The following is a 19,174-nucleotide window of genomic DNA, read 5'->3' as shown; positions in this document are numbered from 1 at the left end:
GGCGCCCTTCTTCGTTCAGGCGGTCTCGGTCCGTGCCGGGTCGGTTTGTGCCAGGGCCAGATAGGCATAGATCAGGATCACGGCGGAAAAGACGGCTGTAACCCAGAACACCGACTGAAATGACCCGGTCATGGCATAGGTCGTGCTGCAAATCGCCATTCCGAACGTCCCGCCCAACAATTGGCTGCTGAGGACAATGCCCCCTGCCTGCCCCTGCATTCCCATTGGAACCGACATCATGACCGCGCGTTGCGGTGGCACAAACAGGAACGAAATCGCGGTACCGGATAGCAGCAGCCCGGCATACACGAACAGGTTCACACCCGCCTGCATGCCGATCGCCATGAAAATCAGCCCGATCAGCGTTCCAAGAACTCCGCCCAAAGACGGCAATCGCGTGCCATAGAGGTCCGCCGCTTTTCCAGCAAAGGCCGCCGTCAGAACCGGAGGTACAACGGCTGGCAACAAGGCAACGCCGGACATCAGCGGGGACAGCCCGACAACGGTCTGAAAATACATCGCGCCAAAGACAAACGTGGCGATCTTCACGAACTGCGCCAGCAACACGATCATGTTCGAGGCCGCAAATGTCCCGTTTGAAAAAAGCCGCATCGCGATCAGCGGGGCCTTTACGCGCAGTTCCGTGACCACCAGGAGAATCAACATTGCAATGCCAAGGATCAACGGCACCAGCACGTCTAGCCGGCCCCAGCCGCGCTCGGGGCCTTCCATGATGCCGAACACGGTCAGACCCAGCCCTCCGACCAGCAACAGCAGCCCGGCCCAGTCAAACCCGGATTCATCCCGATGCGGCGGATCGCGCCAGAGTATCCAGGTGATGCAGGCTACGACCAAAACGATCGGAGGGTTGATCCAGAAGATCCATCGCCAGGACAGGTAGTCGGTCAGCAGGCCACCAACGACCGGCCCCAGCGCCAGAAAGCTGGTCCCGATGGCACCATATATCCCCAGCGCCATTCCTCTGTCAGCTTCGTCAAAGGACATGGACACCAGAACCAGAGACAGAGGAAAGATCGCCGCGGCCCCGACCCCCTGCACCGCCCGGGCAACCACAAGGGCTGTTCCGCTTTGGGCAAATCCGGCCGCAAAAGACGCAAGCCCAAACAGCAGCAAACCACCCACAACAAGGGCGCGCGTCCCAACGATGTCGCCGAGCCGCCCCGCCGCGCCTGCCAACGCCGCAAGCACCAGCAGGTAGATATTGACGACCCAATGCGCCTCAAGGCTGCTGAGGCCGATATCCTTTTGGATCGTCGGCAGCGCCACCCCCACAACAGTCTCATCCAGCAGGATGACCCCAAGGATTGCGCCCATTGCCCCGAGTATCCACCAGCGTCTGCTTCCATCCGTGCTCATGGGCAATCCACCTTTAACCAACTGAATTCTCTCTTATTGAACACGCGGCGGGAAAGCCCGGTCAAGGCTGGCGTGATCCCGGCGGGCGTCCGCGTTGTGTGCTCATTTCACTTCTATGCAAACAACAGGCCGGTTATCGTAATGAAAACGGTCATCAGAACGAAAGCGAGCGGTACATGAAACTCATCGTTGGTCCGATAGCGGCACTGGTCATTTCCATCGCCTCTTCCGGTTTGGCCGCCTCCTGCGGCAACACAAGCGCAGGCTTTGAGACGTGGAAGCAGAGCTTTGCAAAACAGGCCCGCAAGGCCGGAGTAAAAAAGAGAGGCCTGCAAGCGCTGGCGCAGAGCCAATATGCCACCCGCACAATTGCCGCTGACCGAAATCAGAAAAGCTTCAAATACTCGCTGGACAAGTTCATGCGGGTCCGCGGTGCCGATACAATCGTGGCGCAGGGGCGCAAGCGTAAGGCCCGAAACCCCCAGTTTTACGCCGCACTGGAACGCCAATATGGCGTCCCCGCCGGGGTGTTGATTGCGATTCACGGGATGGAAACGGGCTTCGGTAACTTTATGGGCGATAGTCAAGTGGTTTCTGCAATCACAACACTTGCGTACGATTGCCGTCGGTCCGAATTCTTCATCCCCCATGCGATCGGAGCACTAAAATTGGTGGATCAAGGCAGCATTACGACGGCCACAAAAGGGGCAAAACATGGCGAGCTTGGCCACACTCAGTTTCTGCCCGGCAACGCCCTGACCTATGGAGTCGACGCCACAGGCGACGGACAGGTCGATTTCTACAATATGACGGACGCGCTGGCCTCAACGGCCAATTTTCTACGCAAAAAGGGCTGGAAACCGGGGCGCGGCTACCAGCAGGGTCAACCAAACTTCGCCGTGATCCAGCAATGGAACGCCGCCACTGTCTATCAGCAATCCATCGCGATCATGGCCGCACGAATCGACGGATAAGAGGGCCGCGCGGTTTACGTGATCGCTCCCAATTCCAGCCACATTATTGCCACGAACGTTAAACGGCCCCGAAAATGCCTTGGTTTCCAAAGCGTAATCAATCCTTTCGATTTGTGATTTTTTTCCTTTTTCGCCCAATTCTGCCCCACATCGCTTGTTAACTTGGTTGTCAGAAGAACATGCGACAAGGGACAGTGCGGTGACTCCGAAGCACAGTTATCATGGTGGTCTGCAATTCGACGGTGATGCCGAAGGCGCGATTGAGCGCTTCAGCGACATCGTTGCAGCAACGTTGCAGGACTATGGCCACCTGATCGAGCGCAAGAACGAGCTGAGCACCACAGAAGCCAGCATCGTATCAAGCCAGTATCTGGTACGGCTGACGCTGGACACGCATGTGGTTGGAACCGAAGCCCGGTTTGAACGCATGGACCGCGCAGCTGGCCTGAAGACCGCGCAAAAACCAATCGTAAGATTGCCGCAGAACCGGCTGACGATCACCATCACTCCGGTATCGCCTCTGCTGGATGACAGCGAAATATCCGAGCTGATGCTGGTGGTCACTCTCTACCGGATGGTTGATATCTGCGCGACGAAACGGGTTGAGTGGCTGTCGCCCAATACTGTTCTGACCATTGAGCAATTCATGAGTGCGTTTGACACGCTGACCCCCTCCAAACCACGAGGCAGGAAACAGATTTTCGAGGCAGTAACAGGCCCGTTCGCGGGGCTGGAGATTCCTGAAGCAGAGGACCTGGATGAGCCACAAAAAGAGGCGCAGACACATGCAGCCCGGCCGATCCAGCTTTCGGATGAGCAGTTGCTCAGCATCGCCTTCCGGACAGATCCTATCGAGCAGCAGCAGGATCGGGAAGACACACCCCCCCTCGACCACGACAGACCAAGCGATATTCTCCGGCTGAGCAGCTGGGGACTTACGGGTGCCGTGGCTAGTGTGTCAGTTCCGATCGCGGCCTCCATGGCCGCTGTGAACCTGATCAAGGGCGAAGACTTTCGCCTGAACACTCAGGTGCTTGCCTATACCGTCGCAATCTCCGCTCTCAGCACAAGCGGAGCATTCGCAGGCGTCGCGAACGCGTTGGGCATGTAACAGCACACTCCTAAGACCCTCCTTGGAGGCCCCGCCATCAGGCGGGGTTTTCCATTTTCAGCACATGCTGTGCCGCAAGCACATAAGTATGGATCGAAAAGACCGCGGCCCGCGTTTCGGGCAGACGCAGCAATGTCTGCCGCTCACTGCGCAGGTACTGAGTTTTGCCGGGATCTTTTTTCTCGCGCGGTTCGCTGGCGCTGCGCGGCTGGTGCAATTCCGCATCTTCGTACCACAGCGCATTGAACCGCCACAAAGGTCGGTCCGGCTGTATCCCGTCAAACAAACGCTGAACGCGGCGGGCGATGTTGGTGTCGTAGCTAGCGACCGGAATGTGAATATCAATCAGCGGACGCATGAATTTCTCGGACAGGCGCCAACTGGCCGGGAAACACAGGATCGCCCCGGTCAGAACATGCTCATCCCCGTGCTTCTGAAGGATACAGAAATCCTCTTGCACCAGATGGCACAGCGTATCCAGCGGGCGGCTGCGGTCGATATCGACCTTCTGCCCATCCGGACGGGTGACTTTGTCCGAGCAATCGGGATAGGTCTGGTGCAGGACAAGCTCCAGCAACTCCTGCGCGGCTGGTTTGGCGTCCGGGTGCAGCGCCAGAACGTCTGCTCGTCTTTCCGCCAACAACGCCGCTCGGCGCTGCATTTGCGCGGCAAAGGCCTCATCGCAATGCAGCCATTCATTCATGCTGCCGGGTTGAATGCCCGGCAAGGGTTTTGGCGCTAGGGGATCATAGGGAAGTGAGGTCTGAAGGATCGTCATACACCCGGCCTATCACCTGACTGCAATATTGTCGGTCAAAAAGCGACTTACGCGCAGTCGCAAATATTTTAGACGGTGCGGCAATGCATCTTCACGGTTGGCCACAAGGCAGGGAGGGCCAACATGAACAAGCATTACCGCGATGCACGCAAGATAGATCCGAACAAGGGTGCAACGCTTGGCGACGGCACTCCGAACGACAATGACCGGATCGAGATCGGCCCGACCCAGCTGGCGTTTGCCGAATGGCAAGCCGCTGGGCTGAGCCTCCCTGATCTGGCAAGGATGCGTGAATACCGCTGGAAACGCTTGACCCAAGCCGTCGTGGATCGCGGCTATGGCGGGGTTTTATTGTTCGATCCGTTGAACATCCGCTATGCGACCGACAGCACCAATATGCAGCTGTGGAACACCCATAACCCGTTCCGCGCCGTATTACTTTGTGCCGACGGCTATATGGTCATCTGGGACTATAAGAACTCGCCCTTTCTTTCGACATTCAACCCGCTGGTGCGGGAACAGCGCTCGGGCGCGGATCTGTTCTATTTCGATCGGGGCGACAAGGTGGATGTGGCAGCCGATGTGCTCTCGAACGAAATCCGGGTGCTGATCGAGGAACATGGCGGCGGCAACAAACGTCTGGCCGTCGACAAGATCATGCTGCACGGCCTGCGCGCGCTTGAGGCGCAAGGGTTCGAGATCATGGACGGAGAGGAGCTCACCGAAAAGACCCGCGCCATCAAAGGACCGGATGAGATTCTCGCCATGCGTTGCGCCAGCCATGCCTGCGAAACCGCCGTTGCCGAGATGGAGAAATTCGCCCGCGCCAATGTTGGCGACGGCAAGACCTCAGAGGATGACATCTGGGCTGTATTGCACGCTGAAAACATCCGCCGCGGAGGTGAATGGATCGAGACGCGCCTGTTGGCCTCGGGCCAGCGCACAAACCCGTGGTTTCAGGAATGCGGGCCAAGGATCACGCAGAGAAACGAGATCATTGCCTTTGATACCGACCTGATTGGCTCATACGGCATCTGCGTCGACATCTCGCGTACGTGGTGGATTGGCGATGAGAAACCCCGCCCAGACATGATCTATGCCATGCAACACGCGCATGAGCACATCATGACCAACATGGAGATGCTGAAACCCGGAGTAATGATCCCTGAACTGACCGCCAACACCCACAAGCTGGACGATAAGTTTCAGGCGCAGAAATACGGGTGCCTGATGCACGGCGTCGGCCTGTGCGATGAATGGCCTTTGGTCGCTTACCCGGATCAGGCGGTGGCGGGCGCATATGACTATCCGCTGGAACCCGGTATGGTCCTGTGTGTCGAGGCAGCCGTTGGCGAGGTTGGCGGCGACTTTTCAATCAAGCTGGAAGATCAGGTTCTTATCACCGAGGACGGGTATGAAAACCTCACCACCTATCCGTTTGATCGGCAGTTGATGGGTCGGGACTAAAGCCTCAACACGGACCAAATACCCACTTCTGCCAACCCAATCGCAGCGAGGGAAAGTCGCGCAGCCCATTGGCGAAACAAATGCCTTACGACTGCGCCATCACACTCTGTGATCGGAATATCAGGTCGAATTACGGTTGAAGATCTTCATTTCACTCACCTTCTCGTGACGCTTCTTACAATGGGGTTGAGCCCCCGGGCCGAAGCACACAGTATTGGTCCCATCCCGATACGCAAGGAATACCCATGCCCACCGAACGCATCACCTTTGCCGGTCACGACGGCAATCAATTGGCTGCCCGACTGGATCTTCCGGACGGGCCGGTGCTGGCGACCGCCTTGTTTGCGCATTGTTTTACCTGCTCCAAGGATATTCCCGCCGCCCGCCGCATCGCCGCCCGTCTGGCCGCGATGGGGTTTGCCGTGCTGCGGTTCGACTTCACCGGCCTGGGGCATTCGGGCGGAGAATTCGCCAACACCACCTTCACTTCGAATGTCGAGGATCTGATTGCCGCCGCGCACTATCTTGCCGGACGCAACATGGCCCCTGCCCTGCTGATTGGGCATTCGCTGGGCGGCGCCGCGGTTCTGCGCGCACGTGCCGGCATTCCCAGCGTCAAGGCGGTGGTGACGCTGGGCGCACCTGCCGATCCGGGACACGTGTCGCACCATTTTACCGACGCCCTGCCACAGATCGAACAGGACGGCTCAGCCGAGGTCATGCTTGGTGGTCGGCCCTTCCGTATTGGCAAGGCCTTTGTCGATGACATCGCCGAATCCGCCCTGACCCCTGCAATTGCCGATCTGAAGGCCGCGCTGCTGATCCTGCACGCACCGCTGGACGAAACCGTCAGCATCGACAATGCCAGCGATATCTTTCTGGCCGCCAAACATCCCAAAAGCTTTGTCACGCTGGACGATGCCGACCACCTGATCACACGGGCGTCGGACGCAGAATATGCAGCGGATGTTATCGCGGCATGGATCACGCGCTATGTCCCGCTTTGCCCACCTGCACCACCGCCGGGCGCACCCGAGGGCGTGGTGCGCGTAAGCGAAGCCGACCCCTCAGGCTTTTTGCAAGACATCCAGTCTGGTCCGCGCCATCATGCCGTGGCGGACGAGCCCGAGTCCTATGGCGGAACAGACAAGGGGATGTCGCCTTATGGCTTTGTGTCCTCAGGCCTTGGGGCGTGTACGTCCATGACGATCCGCATGTACGCGCGGCGCAAACGGTGGCCTCTGACCGGTATCACGGTCGATGTCTGCCACAATAAAGTTCACGCGCAAGATGCCGGGCTGGCTGGCGAGGGTAAGATCGACCAGTTCCGCCGCAAAATCCGCCTGACTGGTCCACTGGATTCCGAACAGCGCGCGCGCCTGCTGGAAATCGCGGACAAATGCCCGGTACACCGTACCTTGGAAGGCTCAGCCCATATCACGACCGAGTTGCTGCCGGATTGAATACGGAACACGACTGAGCAGATTTCAAACTTGATGCGTCTATGACCGGCTGTTAGCCATGCGGACATGGAAAAGCAGATTGTTTGTATCAATTGGGGCACAACCTACGGCGCGCCGTATATCAACCGTCTTTACAGGATGGTGCGCGCCAACATTACCCCTCCTTTCCGGTTTGTCGCCTTCACTGACGTAACCGAGGGCGTGGACCCCGAGATTGAGTGTTTCGACCTGCCCGAGATGCCCGGCTTCATGCCCAAGCGCACCATCGGCAAATGGCCCAAATCCCGTTTGTGGGCCAAAGAACTTGCTGATTTAAAAGGCTCTTTCCTGTTCATGGACCTTGATGTGGCTATCACCGGCTCGCTGGATCCGTTCTTTGAGTTTGGGGACGAGCAAGATGTGGTACTGGCCCGAAACGTCGCGAAACCGCTGCATAAGCTGGGTCAGACGTCGATTTACCGGATGCCGGTCGGCGCGCTCGCGTCGTTGCAAGAGATGTTCGCCGCCGATCCGCAGGGCGTCGCCGACAAATACCGGTTCGAGCAGCATTTCGTGACCAAGAATGCCCCCAATGGTATCAAATTCTGGCCTTCGGGATGGGTGCGCCATTACCGGATTGAGTGTATCCCGGCCTTTCCCCTGAACTACTTCCTTGAACCCCGTCAGCCGAAAAACGCGCGCGTCGTGATCTTCGCAGGCGGCCTGAATCCGACGGATGCGATTCTGGGCCAATATAACGACAAGAACCCGCACCTGCCGCCTTTGCAGCACATCAAGCGCGCGCTTGGCTCAAAACGAAAGCTCAAGGCGTTGCGGCAATTCATGTGGCCTGCAACATGGGTCAAGCGGGTTTGGGAAGATGCCAGCCTGGAACAGGAACCATCGTCGCCGGACACCTGATACCGCATAGTTGATCTAGGGGGTCAGACCACCGTTTGGCCTGCCCCCTTGTCAATGTCACCGCCGAGGTCTGGCCGGGCGGTGAATGGGTGGCCGCGCCACAGGCGGCCGGGCTACGGGTGGTCGCGGTCGTGCCGGTGGCTTGGCGATTGGCGGTTTTGGCCGCGCGGGCGGTTTGCCCTCTGGCGGCCTTGGGCGCACGGGCCGATCTACGTCTATATCCACATCGACATCGTGGTAGTAATCGTTCCACAGCATCGAGTCGTAAAACGGGTCATACCCATATCCAACGCCGACCGTGACCCCGTCACAGGCCGAAAGCGTCAGGCTGGCGGCGCCAAGGCCAAAGGCAAGGACTGTGCGCTTGATCAATCTGCTGGTCATCTGCCCCTCTCCCTTATTGCGCGGACCGGAACGACGCGAACACGGCGTTCAGATCATCCACAAAGGCGGGATCAGCGCCATCGCGCAGGATCGCCACAACAACAGCCACACGCCCATTTGGCAGATCGATCACCGTGGCAGTAAAATTGATGCCGCGACCATCGCGGGTGCCGGTGCCGCGGATCACCCGCGCTGGCAAACCGCCGATGCGCGTGTCCGAGGTGCTGGACACGCTGGGGTCCTTCACCAGAAACCTGTCGATATCCTCAAGATAACGCAGCCCGCCTTCAATCGAGGCGACACCTGCGGGCGACACAAACCCCATCCAGACATTGTCATCCGTGACCGGCTTAACGCCCATGACACGCGCAACTGCGCGCAGATCGCCCAGTTCAGTATCCTCAATCTCGCGCGGGCCACCGGTTCGTACGGCCCAGAAGTCGGGAACTGCAAAGCTGAACAGCGGTCGGCCTGCATCAGTATAAGTGACCGGAGTGTCCGCTAAGGCCGCTGTCCCCAGCCATACCACGGCACACGTGGCCAGCGCCGTTTTTAATTGAATACGCATATCTCAATAACCTGATAATTTCCTTGAACTCAGATTGGCCTGCGCAAAGTGGTTTTGTCCAGCATCCGCGCATTGGCCACCAAAGAAATTGAAGCCGAATAGAGTTCTACTCGGCAAAAGTGCCGTCGGTAGTACCGCCAGCGTCATCGACAAACCGGATCACCTTCCCGCTTTGCTGAACGTCGTAACAGGCCCATAAATCCGACGGCGGCCAGAGCGAGCAATACCGATCGTCACGCACCGCCCAGCGCCCGGAACTGGGGCTGCCCGAATAGTGCTGGGTTAGCATCGCCTCATCGAAGGTCTGCCAAACACCGTCTCCGTAATCGAGCTTTTGACCGGTCAGGGCCGCCAGAATCTCGTCCCCGGTCAGCGTTTGGAACTCTTCAGCGGTCAAAAACTCAGGCCAAAGGGCCAAAATCAGGGCAAACCGTCTCATACCTGCACTCCTGCCTTGTTCCCCAAGGGCTGCGGGTTTAAACCGCGCGCGAACGCCCTATCCCAAACACAAAAAGGTCTCGCCGCCAATGATTCCACGTTATTCCCGCCCCGACATGGTCGCCATCTGGTCGCCCGAGACCAAGTTCCGCATCTGGTATGAGATCGAAGCCCATGCTTGCGACGCAATGGCTGATCTGGGTGTGATCCCGCGTGAAAATGCCGAGGCCGTGTGGAAAGCCAAGGACGTGGAGTTTGACGTGGCCCGCATTGATGAGATCGAGGCCGTCACCAAGCATGATGTCATCGCCTTTCTGACCCATCTCGCCGAGCATGTGGGCAGTGAAGAGGCGCGGTTTGTCCATCAGGGAATGACGTCCTCGGACGTGCTGGACACTTGCCTGAACGTGCAGCTGACCCGCGCCGCCGACCTTCTGATCGCCGATCTGGAAGGCCTGCTGGCCGCCCTGAAGCGCCGCGCGATCGAACACAAGAACACCGTTCGCATCGGCCGCAGCCACGGCATCCATGCCGAGCCGACCACCATGGGCCTGACCTTTGCCCGTTTCTACGCCGAGATGGACCGCAACCTGTCCCGCATGCGCGATGCTCGTGCGGAGATCGCCACCGGTGCGATCAGCGGCGCGGTCGGCACCTTCGCCAATATCGACCCGCAGGTGGAAGAGCATGTTTGCGACAAACTGGGTCTGGTGCCCGAGCCGATCAGCACGCAGGTCATCCCCCGTGACCGCCACGCGGCCTTCTTTGCCACGCTGGGCGTCATCGCCAGCAGCATCGAAAACATCGCCATCGAAATCCGCCACATGCAGCGGACTGAGGTGCTCGAAGGCGCTGAATTCTTCTCGATGGGCCAGAAAGGCTCCTCGGCGATGCCGCACAAGAAAAACCCCGTGTTGACCGAGAACCTCACCGGCCTGGCGCGCATGGTCCGCGCTGCCGTGATCCCTGCGATGGAAAACGTAGCGCTCTGGCACGAGCGCGATATCTCGCATTCCTCGGTCGAGCGCATGATCGGGCCGGACGCCACTATCACGCTGGATTTCGCACTGGCCCGCCTGACAGGTGTGGTCGACAAGATGCTGATCTTCCCAGAGAACATGCTGGAGAACATGAACAAGTTCCCCGGTCTGGTGATGAGCCAGCGCGTTCTGCTGGCGCTAACCCAAGCGGGCGTCAGCCGCGAGGACGCCTATGCCATGGTGCAGCGTAACGCGCTGAAGGTCTGGGAACACCGCACCGATTTCAAAGAAGAACTGCTGGCGGACGCCGATGTGACGGCCGCGCTGAGTCCCGAAGAAATCGAAGAGAAGTTCGACCTTGGCTACCATACCAAGCATGTCGACACGATCTTCGCCCGCGTGTTCGGCGAATAAATCTCTTCCTATCAAACACTTCGACAGGCCCGGTTTGCTTGATGCGTTCCGGGCCTTGTTCTTTTGCCCGATGGCGAAAATTCGGCTATGATTGGTACCATATTCTAGCCTCGGAGAAGCATCATGATCCGTACACTGATTTGCGCCCTCGCCCTCAGCTGCTCGGCTTCCGTTGCGTTGGCATGCAGCGCGCATACCCAGCAAACCCAATCCTGCGCCGACGGTACTTATTGGGATTCTGAGACGCACACCTGCGCAAAAATCGTCGACAGTTGAAAAAAGTCTTTCCTACTTGTGAATAAAAGCGAGAGCTCGATTGTTAGCTTTTTACCAGATCGCGCTATGCTTGATCAGAGCAGCCCAGTGAACGGAGTAGGAAAATGCGCCTTGTATTAGTTTCAGCTATTGCCCTTCAGGCTTTTGTCTTCGCACCTGTTGCATTTGCCGCAGGCGGTGGCGGCAGCACCGCGCCAAAGCCGACGAACACAACCAAGAAATGCCTGTTCGGCCGTGTCTATGACAAGGACGCCGGACGCTGTGTCAAACCGAACAAAACCAACTTTACCCAGGATGAGTTGTATGACGCCGTGCGCGAGCTGGCTTATGACGGACAACTCGAGAACGCTCAGAACATTCTGCGCATCATGGATCAGAACGATGACCGCGTTCTGACCTATTGGGGTTTCACCTACCGTAAAATGGGCGAGCTTGAGTTGGCAAATGCGTTCTACACCAACGCCATTGAGGCCAACCCTGACAATATCCTTGCGCGCAGCTATATGGGTCAGGGCTTTGTTACCGAAGGCCGCACCGATCTGGCCATCGAACAATGGCGCGAGATCAAGGCCCGCGGTGGCGAAGGCACCTGGGCCGAGGCGTCCCTGCGCGAGGCAATCCGCACCGGACTGACCTACAGCTACTAAGCTTCAGGGTTTCTTTACCCGACTCTCCGTAATCTGCCTGTGGACCGTAACTTTGGCACCGCAGGCAGATGCAGGATACAAACACATTGGTACAGGTGGCTTCGGGGGCATCCCCGATGGTCGATCAGAATGACGACGCGCCACGCGTTGTCCCCCGCACGCTCAGCAACCGTCAGAAGGCCGCAGTCGTAGTACGGTTATTGCTGAACGAAGGTGCGGATATCCCGCTTGAGGAACTCCCCGACGAGTTACAGGAAAAACTCACCCACCAATTGGGTCAGATGGGTCTGGTCGACCGGGTGACGCTGGACGCCGTAGCGCAGGAATTTGCCGAGGCACTGGATAGCGTCGGCCTGTCTTTTCCGCATGGCCTGGCCGGCGCACTGGACGCCGTCGATGGCAAGATCGCACCGGCCACCGCAGCGCGGCTACGTAAGGTGGCCGGGGTGCGGCAGATCGGTGATCCTTGGCAACGTCTGCGCGAAATCCCGACCGAGGATCTTGCCGCGATGGCGCAAGCAGAAAGCACCGAGATTGCTGCCGTGATGCTGTCGAAACTGGAAACGGCCAAGGCGGCGGAACTGTTGGGGCACTTGCCCGGCCCGGTTGCGCGGCGCATCACCTATGCGATATCGAAGACGGCAAATGTGACGCCCGAGGCCGTTGAACGCATCGGCTGGTCGTTGGCGGCACAGCTGGATCAGCGCCCCTCGCAGGCCTTTGCAGACGGCCCCGGTGCGCGGGTGGGGGCCATTCTGAACCAGTCGGCGGCCTCGACCCGAGATGGTTTGCTGACTGCGCTGGATGAAGAGGATTCGGACTTTGCCAGCGTTGTGCGCCGCTCGATCTTTACCTTCGCACATATCCCTGCCCGGCTATTGCCGCGTGATGTCCCCGCCGTTCTGCGTGGCGTTGAACAGGCCGATCTGGTGACTGCTCTGGCCGGGGCGGTGTCTGAAGATGATACGGTCGCAGCCGAGTTTCTGTTGACCAGCATGTCGACCCGCATGGCTGATAACCTGCGCGAAGAGATGGCCGAGCGCGGCAAGGTCAAACAAGCCGATGCCGAAGGGGCGATGGCTCAGATCGTCGGAGCCATCCGAACCCTTGCCGATGACGGCGCGATAACCCTGATCGAAGAGGAGAATGAAGAGTAGCGCAGGTAACGGCATAACCGAACGCTTGAGGTTGCTGGACGTGCCTTGTATGTCTGACCCGGCAACTCTTAACAGCCGGTGAGACCCATCAATGCCCGTCGAAAAGTCGGAACTAAGCCGTTCAAAGCTTAGGACATACTACATCACCGGACTGTTTCTCAAAGGCGTGATCCGCGCGATGCGCCTGCTGCCTTACGAGCGGCGCATCGGAACCATGGGCGCCATTGTCCGCGCCGTCGCGCCCTTCATCGGATATTCAAAACGGGTGCGCGACAACCTGAAGCTCACCTGCCCCGACCTGCCCGAGGCCGAAGTCAAACGCATCTGCCGCGCCGTTCCCGACAATGCGGGCCGTGCGATCATGGAGCATTTTTCGCCCGAGGGTTTCTCTGAACGGCAGAGCAAGGCGAAAATCAGTGGCCCCGGTATCGCCGCGTTTGACGCCGCCGTGGCCGAGGGGCGGCCAGTGATGATGATCACTGCCCATTTCGGCCATTACCTCGCGGCGCGCATCGCGCTGCAAGCGCGGAGTGGTAAGCCTATCGGTTGCCTCTATCGCCGCATGGCGAACCCGTATTTCAACGACATGTATGTTGACGCCTTCTACAAAACCGGCTCGCCCATGTTCGAACAAGGCCGCCGCGGCATGGTCGAGATGGTGCGCTCGCTCAAACAGGGCGGCATCATCGCAATCGTATCGGACCTGCATGTCTATGGCGGTGAGATGCTGACATTCTTCGGCAAACCCGCGATGACATCAGTTCTGAACGCCGAACTGGCCATCAAGAACAAGGCGGTTCTGATCCCCTGCTACGCGGTGCGTCAACCCAACGGGCTGGACTTTGAGATCATCCTGCACGACCCGGTCCCGCATACCGATGCCAAGACGATGACCCAGTTCACCAATGATGATCTTGAGGGCATCGTCCGGCAACATATGGGCCAGTGGTTCTGGATTCACCGCCGTTGGAAGGCTTGGACCAGAATGCAAGCGCGGTCCGAGGATACGCCCTGATCACTTGACCCTTGTGGCAGCGACGATCGGCCCGTGTCCGGCTTGCTGCACCAGAACAACGGCTGGCAAGTCCGAGGTCAGCTCTGCCGAAAACTGTTGCGGCGCGACCCCGTCCCATTGCCCAGCGACCTGCCAGGACTCCACGACATTCGCGTAATCCAGTTCGTGCCCGGCCAGCTCTCCACGGCGTATCGAGGCGTGGCGCATCGGCGAATACTGCACAAGGCGCACGTCATAACGTTCTCCTGCCGGAAGCTCGACAGGGGTGACGTCGACGGTCACTGCATTGCCCGCCCGCGTCGCCGTTACCGAGGCCTCGGGTGCGGCCAAAAGATGCGCTTCGATCAGACGGTCCAGCTCAACCGTTTGCGCGCCCACCACATCCTGCTGACCATTCACCACCATCTGCGGCGTGTAGATCATCGACCGCCCCCCCTGCCGCGCATAGGCACGCTGACGGGTGGTGTGGCCGGGATCGGCGTATTCGTCCTTCCACCCGATATAGTCCCAGTAATCCACATGCAGCGCCAAACCGATCACGTCGTCACGCTCGGCCAGTTCGTGCATGATTGCATCGGCTGGCGGACAGGAAGAACATCCCTGCGAGGTGAACAGCTCAATCACCACCGGATCACCTTCAGCCGCAACAGGGGCAGCGGCAAAAAGGGAAACTACGGACAATATGGCGGCGGATCTGAGCATGTCTGACCTCGGGGCTGATAGCTTTTTCATCTGGAATCGATAAGGTGTCTTAATGGTTTAGACTCTTTGCCCCTCACCCACCAATCAAGGTTTCTTGAGACCGGGTTACCAAAGAGTCGTAAAAATGTGTGCAATGGTATACAAAATTCAAAAGAACGTACCCGTTAAAGCTTGAACCACGCCCAAACGTGATACAGATATCTGTCAGCGAGTCCCACATTTCACGTCATTTGAGAGGGAGGCCAAAAGATGCCCATCAAAGTCGGACAGGATACCGCCAAGACACGCCGCAGCCTGAGCGTGAATGGCAAATCCATTTCCTATTATTCCATCCCCGCCGCGCAACAGGCCGGTCTGGGCGATTTTTCCAGACTTCCCGCCGCGTTGAAGGTGGTGTTGGAGAACATGCTGCGGTTCGAGGATGACGGATTTTCGGTTTCGGTCGACGACATCAAGGCCTTTGGTGAATGGGGCGCGAATGGCGGCAAAAACCCGCGTGAGATCGCCTATCGCCCGGCCCGCGTGCTGATGCAGGATTTCACCGGCGTTCCGGCCGTGGTCGATCTGGCCGCGATGCGCGACGGGATCAAGGGTCTGGGCGGTGACGCGCAAAAGATCAACCCGCTGAACCCGGTCGATCTGGTCATCGACCACTCGGTCATGATCGACGAGTTCGGCAATCCGCGTGCGTTCCAGATGAATGTGGATCGCGAATACGAACGCAACATGGAGCGGTACCAGTTCCTGAAATGGGGTCAAAACGCGTTTAATAATTTCCGCGTCGTGCCACCCGGCACCGGAATCTGCCATCAGGTGAACCTGGAGTATCTGGCCCAGACCGTCTGGACTGACACTGACCAAAACGGGGAAGAGGTCGCCTACCCCGATACGTTGGTCGGCACCGACAGCCACACCACCATGGTGAACGGCATGGCCGTTCTCGGCTGGGGCGTCGGCGGGATTGAGGCCGAGGCTGCGATGCTGGGCCAGCCGATCTCGATGCTTATCCCCGAGGTCGTGGGCTTTGAGCTGACCGGTTCCATGGTCGAAGGCACCACTGGCACCGACCTTGTTCTGAAGGTCGTCGAGATGCTGCGCGAAAAGGGCGTTGTGGGCAAATTCGTCGAATTCTACGGCGCAGGTTTGGATCACCTGCCGCTGGCCGACCGCGCGACTATTGCCAACATGGCCCCTGAATATGGTGCGACCTGTGGCTTCTTCCCAATCGACGGCGAAACCCTGCGCTACATGCGCAACACGGGCCGTGATGAGGATCGTCTGGCGCTGGTTGAAGCCTATGCCAAAGAAAACGGCTTCTGGCGCGATGAGAACTATGCGCCGATCTACACCGACACGCTGTCGCTGGACATGGGCACCATCGTTCCGGCCATCTCGGGTCCGAAACGCCCGCAGGACTATGTTGCGCTGACCGATGCCAAGGCTGCCTTCACCAAAGAAATGGCCGAGACCTTCAAACGCCCAATGGGCAAACAGGTCGAGGTCAAAGGTGAAAACTATGGGATGGAATCCGGCAAGGTCGTGATCGCCTCGATCACATCCTGCACCAATACCTCGAACCCCTATGTGATGATCGGGGCCGGTCTGGTGGCGCGCAAAGCCGCTGCGCTGGGTCTGGATCGCAAGCCGTGGGTCAAGACCTCGCTGGCCCCCGGTTCACAGGTTGTGTCGGCTTATCTAGAGGCGGCCGGTCTCCAAGAAGATCTGGACAAGATTGGCTTTAACCTCGTCGGTTATGGCTGCACGACCTGTATCGGGAATTCAGGTCCGATCCAAAGGGAAATCAGCGAAGCCATCGCCGAAGGTGATCTGGTCGCCACCTCGGTTCTGTCCGGCAACCGCAACTTTGAAGGCCGGATTTCGCCAGATGTACGCGCCAACTATCTGGCCTCGCCGCCGCTGGTCGTGGTCTACGCCCTGGCCGGAACACTGGATATCGACCTGACCTCAGAGCCGATTGGTCAGGACAAGGACGGCAACGACGTCTACATGAAGGACATCTGGCCGACCCAGAGCGAGATCGCGGAACTGGTCGAAGCAACCGTGACCCGAGAGGCGTTCCAGTCGAAATATGCCGACGTCTTCAAGGGCGACGACAAATGGCAAAACGTCGAGGTTCCGCAGCAGGAAACCTATGACTGGCCACCGAATTCGACCTACATCCAGAATCCGCCCTATTTCCAGGGCATGGGACCCGAGCCAGGGACGATCTCTAACATCGACGGCGCCAAGGTTCTGCTGATTCTGGGCGATATGATCACCACCGACCACATCTCGCCCGCCGGATCGTTTGCGACCACGACCCCCGCCGGCAAGTATCTGACAGACCGTCAGGTGCAACCACGTGAGTTCAACTCGTATGGCTCACGCCGGGGCAACCACGAGGTCATGATGCGCGGCACCTTCGCCAATATTCGCGTCAAGAATGAGATGCTGGATGGCGTTGAAGGCGGTTATACCAAAGGCCCCGACGGTCAGCAGACCTCGGTCTACGAGGCGTCGATGGCCTATCAGGAACAAGGCGTTCCGCTGGTTGTCTTCGGAGGTGAGCAATACGGAGCAGGCTCATCTCGCGACTGGGCGGCCAAGGGTACAGCACTGCTGGGCGTCAAAGCCGTGATCGCCGAAAGTTTTGAGCGTATTCACCGCTCGAATCTGGTTGGTATGGGCGTCATCCCGTTCGAATTCACCGGCGGCGACACTCGCAAAACGCTGGGCCTGAAAGGGGATGAGACCGTTTCGATCCACGGTCTGGATTCGGTCGAACCACTGCAAGAGGTCCCCTGCACCATCATCTTCGGCGATGGCACTGAGAAGACCATCACTCTCAAGTGCCGCATAGATACCGCACCCGAGATCGAATACATCGAGAACGGCGGCGTGCTGCAATACGTACTGCGCAATCTGGCGAAAGCTGGCTAAAAGCAAAGCCCCGGCCAATGCGCCGGGGCTTTTCGTTTCGTGGTGCAGACGTCATCCACACCATCCAAAAAATCGAGCGCGTGCCGCAGGCACGCTCCGCTTAGCAATGGTCCGTACTATTGCGCTGCTTTTTCCAGCGCTGGTCGGATCGTGCTTTCGATCACACGCTGCGTGATCGGCCCGGCAAAGCGCAGGATGATCGTCCCCTCTCCGTCGATCACATAAGTTTCCGGCACGCCATAAAGACCCCAATCCAGCGCCATGCGGCCCTGTTCGTCGCGTCCAATGGACTCATAAGGATCGCCCAGTTCGGTCAGGAACGCCTCGGCATTACCCAGCGAATCCTTGTAGTTGATACCGTAGACCGGGATGCCCTCCTGAGACAGCGCCTCAAGGTTCGGATGCTCGGCACGGCAGGGTGCGCACCAGCTGGCCCAATAGTTGACCAGCTTTACCTCGCCATCACGCAAGGTTGCATCGTCGAACATCGTTTTGCCCGGAAACTCAGTCAGCACGACCGGAGGCGCAGGTTGCCCTTCGCGCGCAGAGGGCAACGCGTCGGGATCGTCACGGAACATTCCAATACCCGCCAGCACGGCAAACGCGCCAAAGATCAAAGGCGGTGCCAGCATCAGGGGCGAGATTTTAGCCATTGCGCGTCATCCTTTCCTCGATCTTCTCCATCTCGGCCCGAACCCTGCGCCCGCGGGCGATGCTGTATCCAATCAGCAGCACCAGCAGAGCAATCGAGGCCGCATAGGACCACAGAACCGTATCGGCGTATTTTCCAAGATCAGGGATCATCCGTTCACCCTTTCACGCGCCAACAGCGCTTTGATCCGCCGCGCCCGGATTTCCGTGTTTGTGCGATACAGGACCAGTGCGATGAACAGCAGCACAAATCCGATCATGCACAGCAGCAGCGGATAGAAATAGATGTTGCTGACCTTCTCTTCGGTGTCCGCCCCCGTCACTGCGGCCGCGCGCATTACCGATGCGCCCTGATGCAGGCCCTGGTTCCAGAAATTCACTGCATAGCGGCTGAGGATCGCAAAGACCGAGCCGACCAGACACAGGACAGAGGTCAGATCGGCAGCAGTATCGGGATCTTCGATCGCCTCCCACAGGGCGACATAGCCCAGATAGAAAAGGAACAGGATCAGGAACGAAGTCAGGCGCGGGTCCCATGCCCACCATGTTCCCCACATGGGCTGGCCCCAAATCGCGCCGGTCGCCAATGCGATCAGCGTCATGACGATGCCAACAGGGGCCGCGGCGCGGGCGGCCAGAGCACTGACGTGATGTCGCCGCACCAGCCAAACCAACGAGGTCGCCAGCATCATCAGCCAGCAATTGATGGCCATCAGCGCGGCAGGCACATGCAGGTAAATGATTTTGACGGTCGAGCCCTGTTTGTAGTCATCCGGAGTGAAGAAGAAGCCCCACACCAACCCCACAACGATACAGACAGCCGAAGCGATCCAGAAAACCGGCAACACACGTTCACTGGTCGCGAGGAATTTTCGCGGGTTGGCATATTCCCAGAGGGCGTTGGCTTTGGCTGCGATGTTCATGGGCTGTAT

At 58.7% G+C, this 19,174-nt stretch carries 19 protein-coding genes; 10 read left to right on the top strand and 9 right to left on the bottom strand.

All coding sequences use genetic code 11. The features are described from left to right. Positions 1–15 precede the first annotated feature (15 nt). Entirely contained in the window at positions 16–1,377 is a 1,362-nt protein-coding gene (locus ACOQOY_RS18220; RefSeq protein ID WP_420586757.1) for an MFS transporter, read from the bottom strand. Between the two features lie 176 nt (positions 1,378–1,553). Between ACOQOY_RS18220 and ACOQOY_RS18215 the strand changes: the two genes are divergently transcribed. After that, the gene (locus tag ACOQOY_RS18215) at positions 1,554–2,351 is read left to right on the top strand and encodes a lytic murein transglycosylase (protein WP_420586756.1); all 798 of its coding nucleotides are present in this window, start codon (positions 1,554–1,556) and stop codon (positions 2,349–2,351) included. Between the two features lie 199 nt (positions 2,352–2,550). Next, entirely contained in the window at positions 2,551–3,462 is a 912-nt protein-coding gene (locus tag ACOQOY_RS18210) for a hypothetical protein (RefSeq protein WP_420586755.1), read from the top strand. Between the two features lie 37 nt (positions 3,463–3,499). On the opposite strand, the gene ACOQOY_RS18205 is transcribed toward ACOQOY_RS18210, so the two are convergent. Next, positions 3,500–4,240 carry a heme-dependent oxidative N-demethylase family protein gene (locus ACOQOY_RS18205; protein WP_420586754.1) on the bottom strand — a complete coding sequence of 247 codons (741 nt, stop codon included), beginning with the start codon at positions 4,238–4,240 and terminating at the stop codon, positions 3,500–3,502. 123 nt (positions 4,241–4,363) lie between these two features. Here ACOQOY_RS18205 and dddP point away from each other — a divergent pair, with 123 nt between their 5' ends. From dddP to ACOQOY_RS18190, 3 genes are all read left to right on the top strand, one after another. Next, positions 4,364–5,707, top strand: coding sequence for a dimethylsulfonioproprionate lyase DddP (gene dddP, locus ACOQOY_RS18200; RefSeq protein ID WP_420586753.1), 1,344 nt, complete (start codon positions 4,364–4,366; stop codon positions 5,705–5,707). 245 nt (positions 5,708–5,952) lie between these two features. Next, a complete protein-coding gene (locus ACOQOY_RS18195) occupies positions 5,953–7,170 on the top strand; it encodes an alpha/beta fold hydrolase (protein WP_420586752.1) in 1,218 nt (405 codons plus the stop codon). A gap of 66 nt (positions 7,171–7,236) precedes the next feature. Then, entirely contained in the window at positions 7,237–8,070 is an 834-nt protein-coding gene (locus ACOQOY_RS18190) for a glycosyl transferase (protein ID WP_420586751.1), read from the top strand. A gap of 57 nt (positions 8,071–8,127) precedes the next feature. On the opposite strand, the gene ACOQOY_RS18185 is transcribed toward ACOQOY_RS18190, so the two are convergent. The 3 genes from ACOQOY_RS18185 to ACOQOY_RS18175 all read right to left on the bottom strand — a co-directional run bounded on the left by ACOQOY_RS18185 (position 8,128) and on the right by ACOQOY_RS18175 (position 9,461). Then, on the bottom strand, positions 8,128–8,454 hold the full coding sequence (locus ACOQOY_RS18185; protein ID WP_420586750.1) for a hypothetical protein: 327 nt from the start codon (positions 8,452–8,454) through the stop codon (positions 8,128–8,130). Positions 8,455–8,467: 13 nt separating this feature from the next. Further along, entirely contained in the window at positions 8,468–9,022 is a 555-nt protein-coding gene (locus ACOQOY_RS18180; protein WP_420586749.1) for a hypothetical protein, read from the bottom strand. A gap of 106 nt (positions 9,023–9,128) precedes the next feature. Continuing rightward, a complete protein-coding gene (locus tag ACOQOY_RS18175; RefSeq protein WP_420586748.1) occupies positions 9,129–9,461 on the bottom strand; it encodes a hypothetical protein in 333 nt (110 codons plus the stop codon). A gap of 88 nt (positions 9,462–9,549) precedes the next feature. On the opposite strand from ACOQOY_RS18175, the gene purB reads away from it, so the two are divergent. From purB to ACOQOY_RS18155, 4 genes are all read left to right on the top strand, one after another. Continuing rightward, positions 9,550–10,854, top strand: a complete 1,305-nt coding sequence (gene purB / locus ACOQOY_RS18170; protein ID WP_420586747.1) for an adenylosuccinate lyase — start codon at positions 9,550–9,552, stop codon at positions 10,852–10,854. 380 nt (positions 10,855–11,234) lie between these two features. After that, positions 11,235–11,777 carry a tetratricopeptide repeat protein gene (locus ACOQOY_RS18165; protein ID WP_420586746.1) on the top strand — a complete coding sequence of 181 codons (543 nt, stop codon included), beginning with the start codon at positions 11,235–11,237 and terminating at the stop codon, positions 11,775–11,777. 116 nt (positions 11,778–11,893) lie between these two features. Beyond that, on the top strand, positions 11,894–12,934 hold the full coding sequence (locus tag ACOQOY_RS18160; protein WP_420587271.1) for a flagellar motor switch protein FliG: 1,041 nt from the start codon (positions 11,894–11,896) through the stop codon (positions 12,932–12,934). Positions 12,935–13,025: 91 nt separating this feature from the next. After that, a complete protein-coding gene (locus tag ACOQOY_RS18155) occupies positions 13,026–13,949 on the top strand; it encodes a lysophospholipid acyltransferase family protein (RefSeq protein ID WP_420586745.1) in 924 nt (307 codons plus the stop codon). Here the strand turns inward: ACOQOY_RS18155 and ACOQOY_RS18150 are convergent, their stop codons facing one another. Then, complete coding sequence (locus ACOQOY_RS18150; protein WP_420586744.1) at positions 13,950–14,651, bottom strand: DUF1223 domain-containing protein; 702 nt, start codon at positions 14,649–14,651, stop codon at positions 13,950–13,952. It lies immediately after the preceding gene. 249 nt (positions 14,652–14,900) lie between these two features. Between ACOQOY_RS18150 and acnA the strand changes: the two genes are divergently transcribed. After that, positions 14,901–17,591, top strand: a complete 2,691-nt coding sequence (gene acnA, locus ACOQOY_RS18145) for an aconitate hydratase AcnA (protein WP_420586743.1) — start codon at positions 14,901–14,903, stop codon at positions 17,589–17,591. A 116-nt stretch (positions 17,592–17,707) separates the two neighbouring features. Here the strand turns inward: acnA and ACOQOY_RS18140 are convergent, their stop codons facing one another. Genes ACOQOY_RS18140 through ACOQOY_RS18130 form a run of 3 tightly spaced genes read right to left on the bottom strand, consistent with a single transcriptional unit; the run spans position 17,708 to position 19,165 of the window. Continuing rightward, positions 17,708–18,244, bottom strand: coding sequence for a DsbE family thiol:disulfide interchange protein (locus tag ACOQOY_RS18140; protein ID WP_420586742.1), 537 nt, complete (start codon positions 18,242–18,244; stop codon positions 17,708–17,710). Then, positions 18,237–18,395: a heme exporter protein CcmD gene (gene ccmD, locus ACOQOY_RS18135; RefSeq protein ID WP_420586741.1), complete on the bottom strand. Its 159-nt coding sequence runs from the start codon at positions 18,393–18,395 to the stop codon at positions 18,237–18,239. The genes ACOQOY_RS18140 and ccmD overlap by 8 nt, the downstream gene beginning before the upstream one ends. Further along, a complete protein-coding gene (locus ACOQOY_RS18130) occupies positions 18,392–19,165 on the bottom strand; it encodes a heme ABC transporter permease (protein ID WP_420586740.1) in 774 nt (257 codons plus the stop codon). Before ACOQOY_RS18130 ends, ccmD begins: the two co-directional genes overlap by 4 nt. Positions 19,166–19,174 lie beyond the last annotated feature (9 nt).

The sequence above is a fragment of the Ruegeria sp. genome (assembly GCF_965221235.1).
Lineage (GTDB): Bacteria > Pseudomonadota > Alphaproteobacteria > Rhodobacterales > Rhodobacteraceae > Ruegeria.
This window is presented reverse-complemented; position numbering and strand designations above follow the sequence as displayed.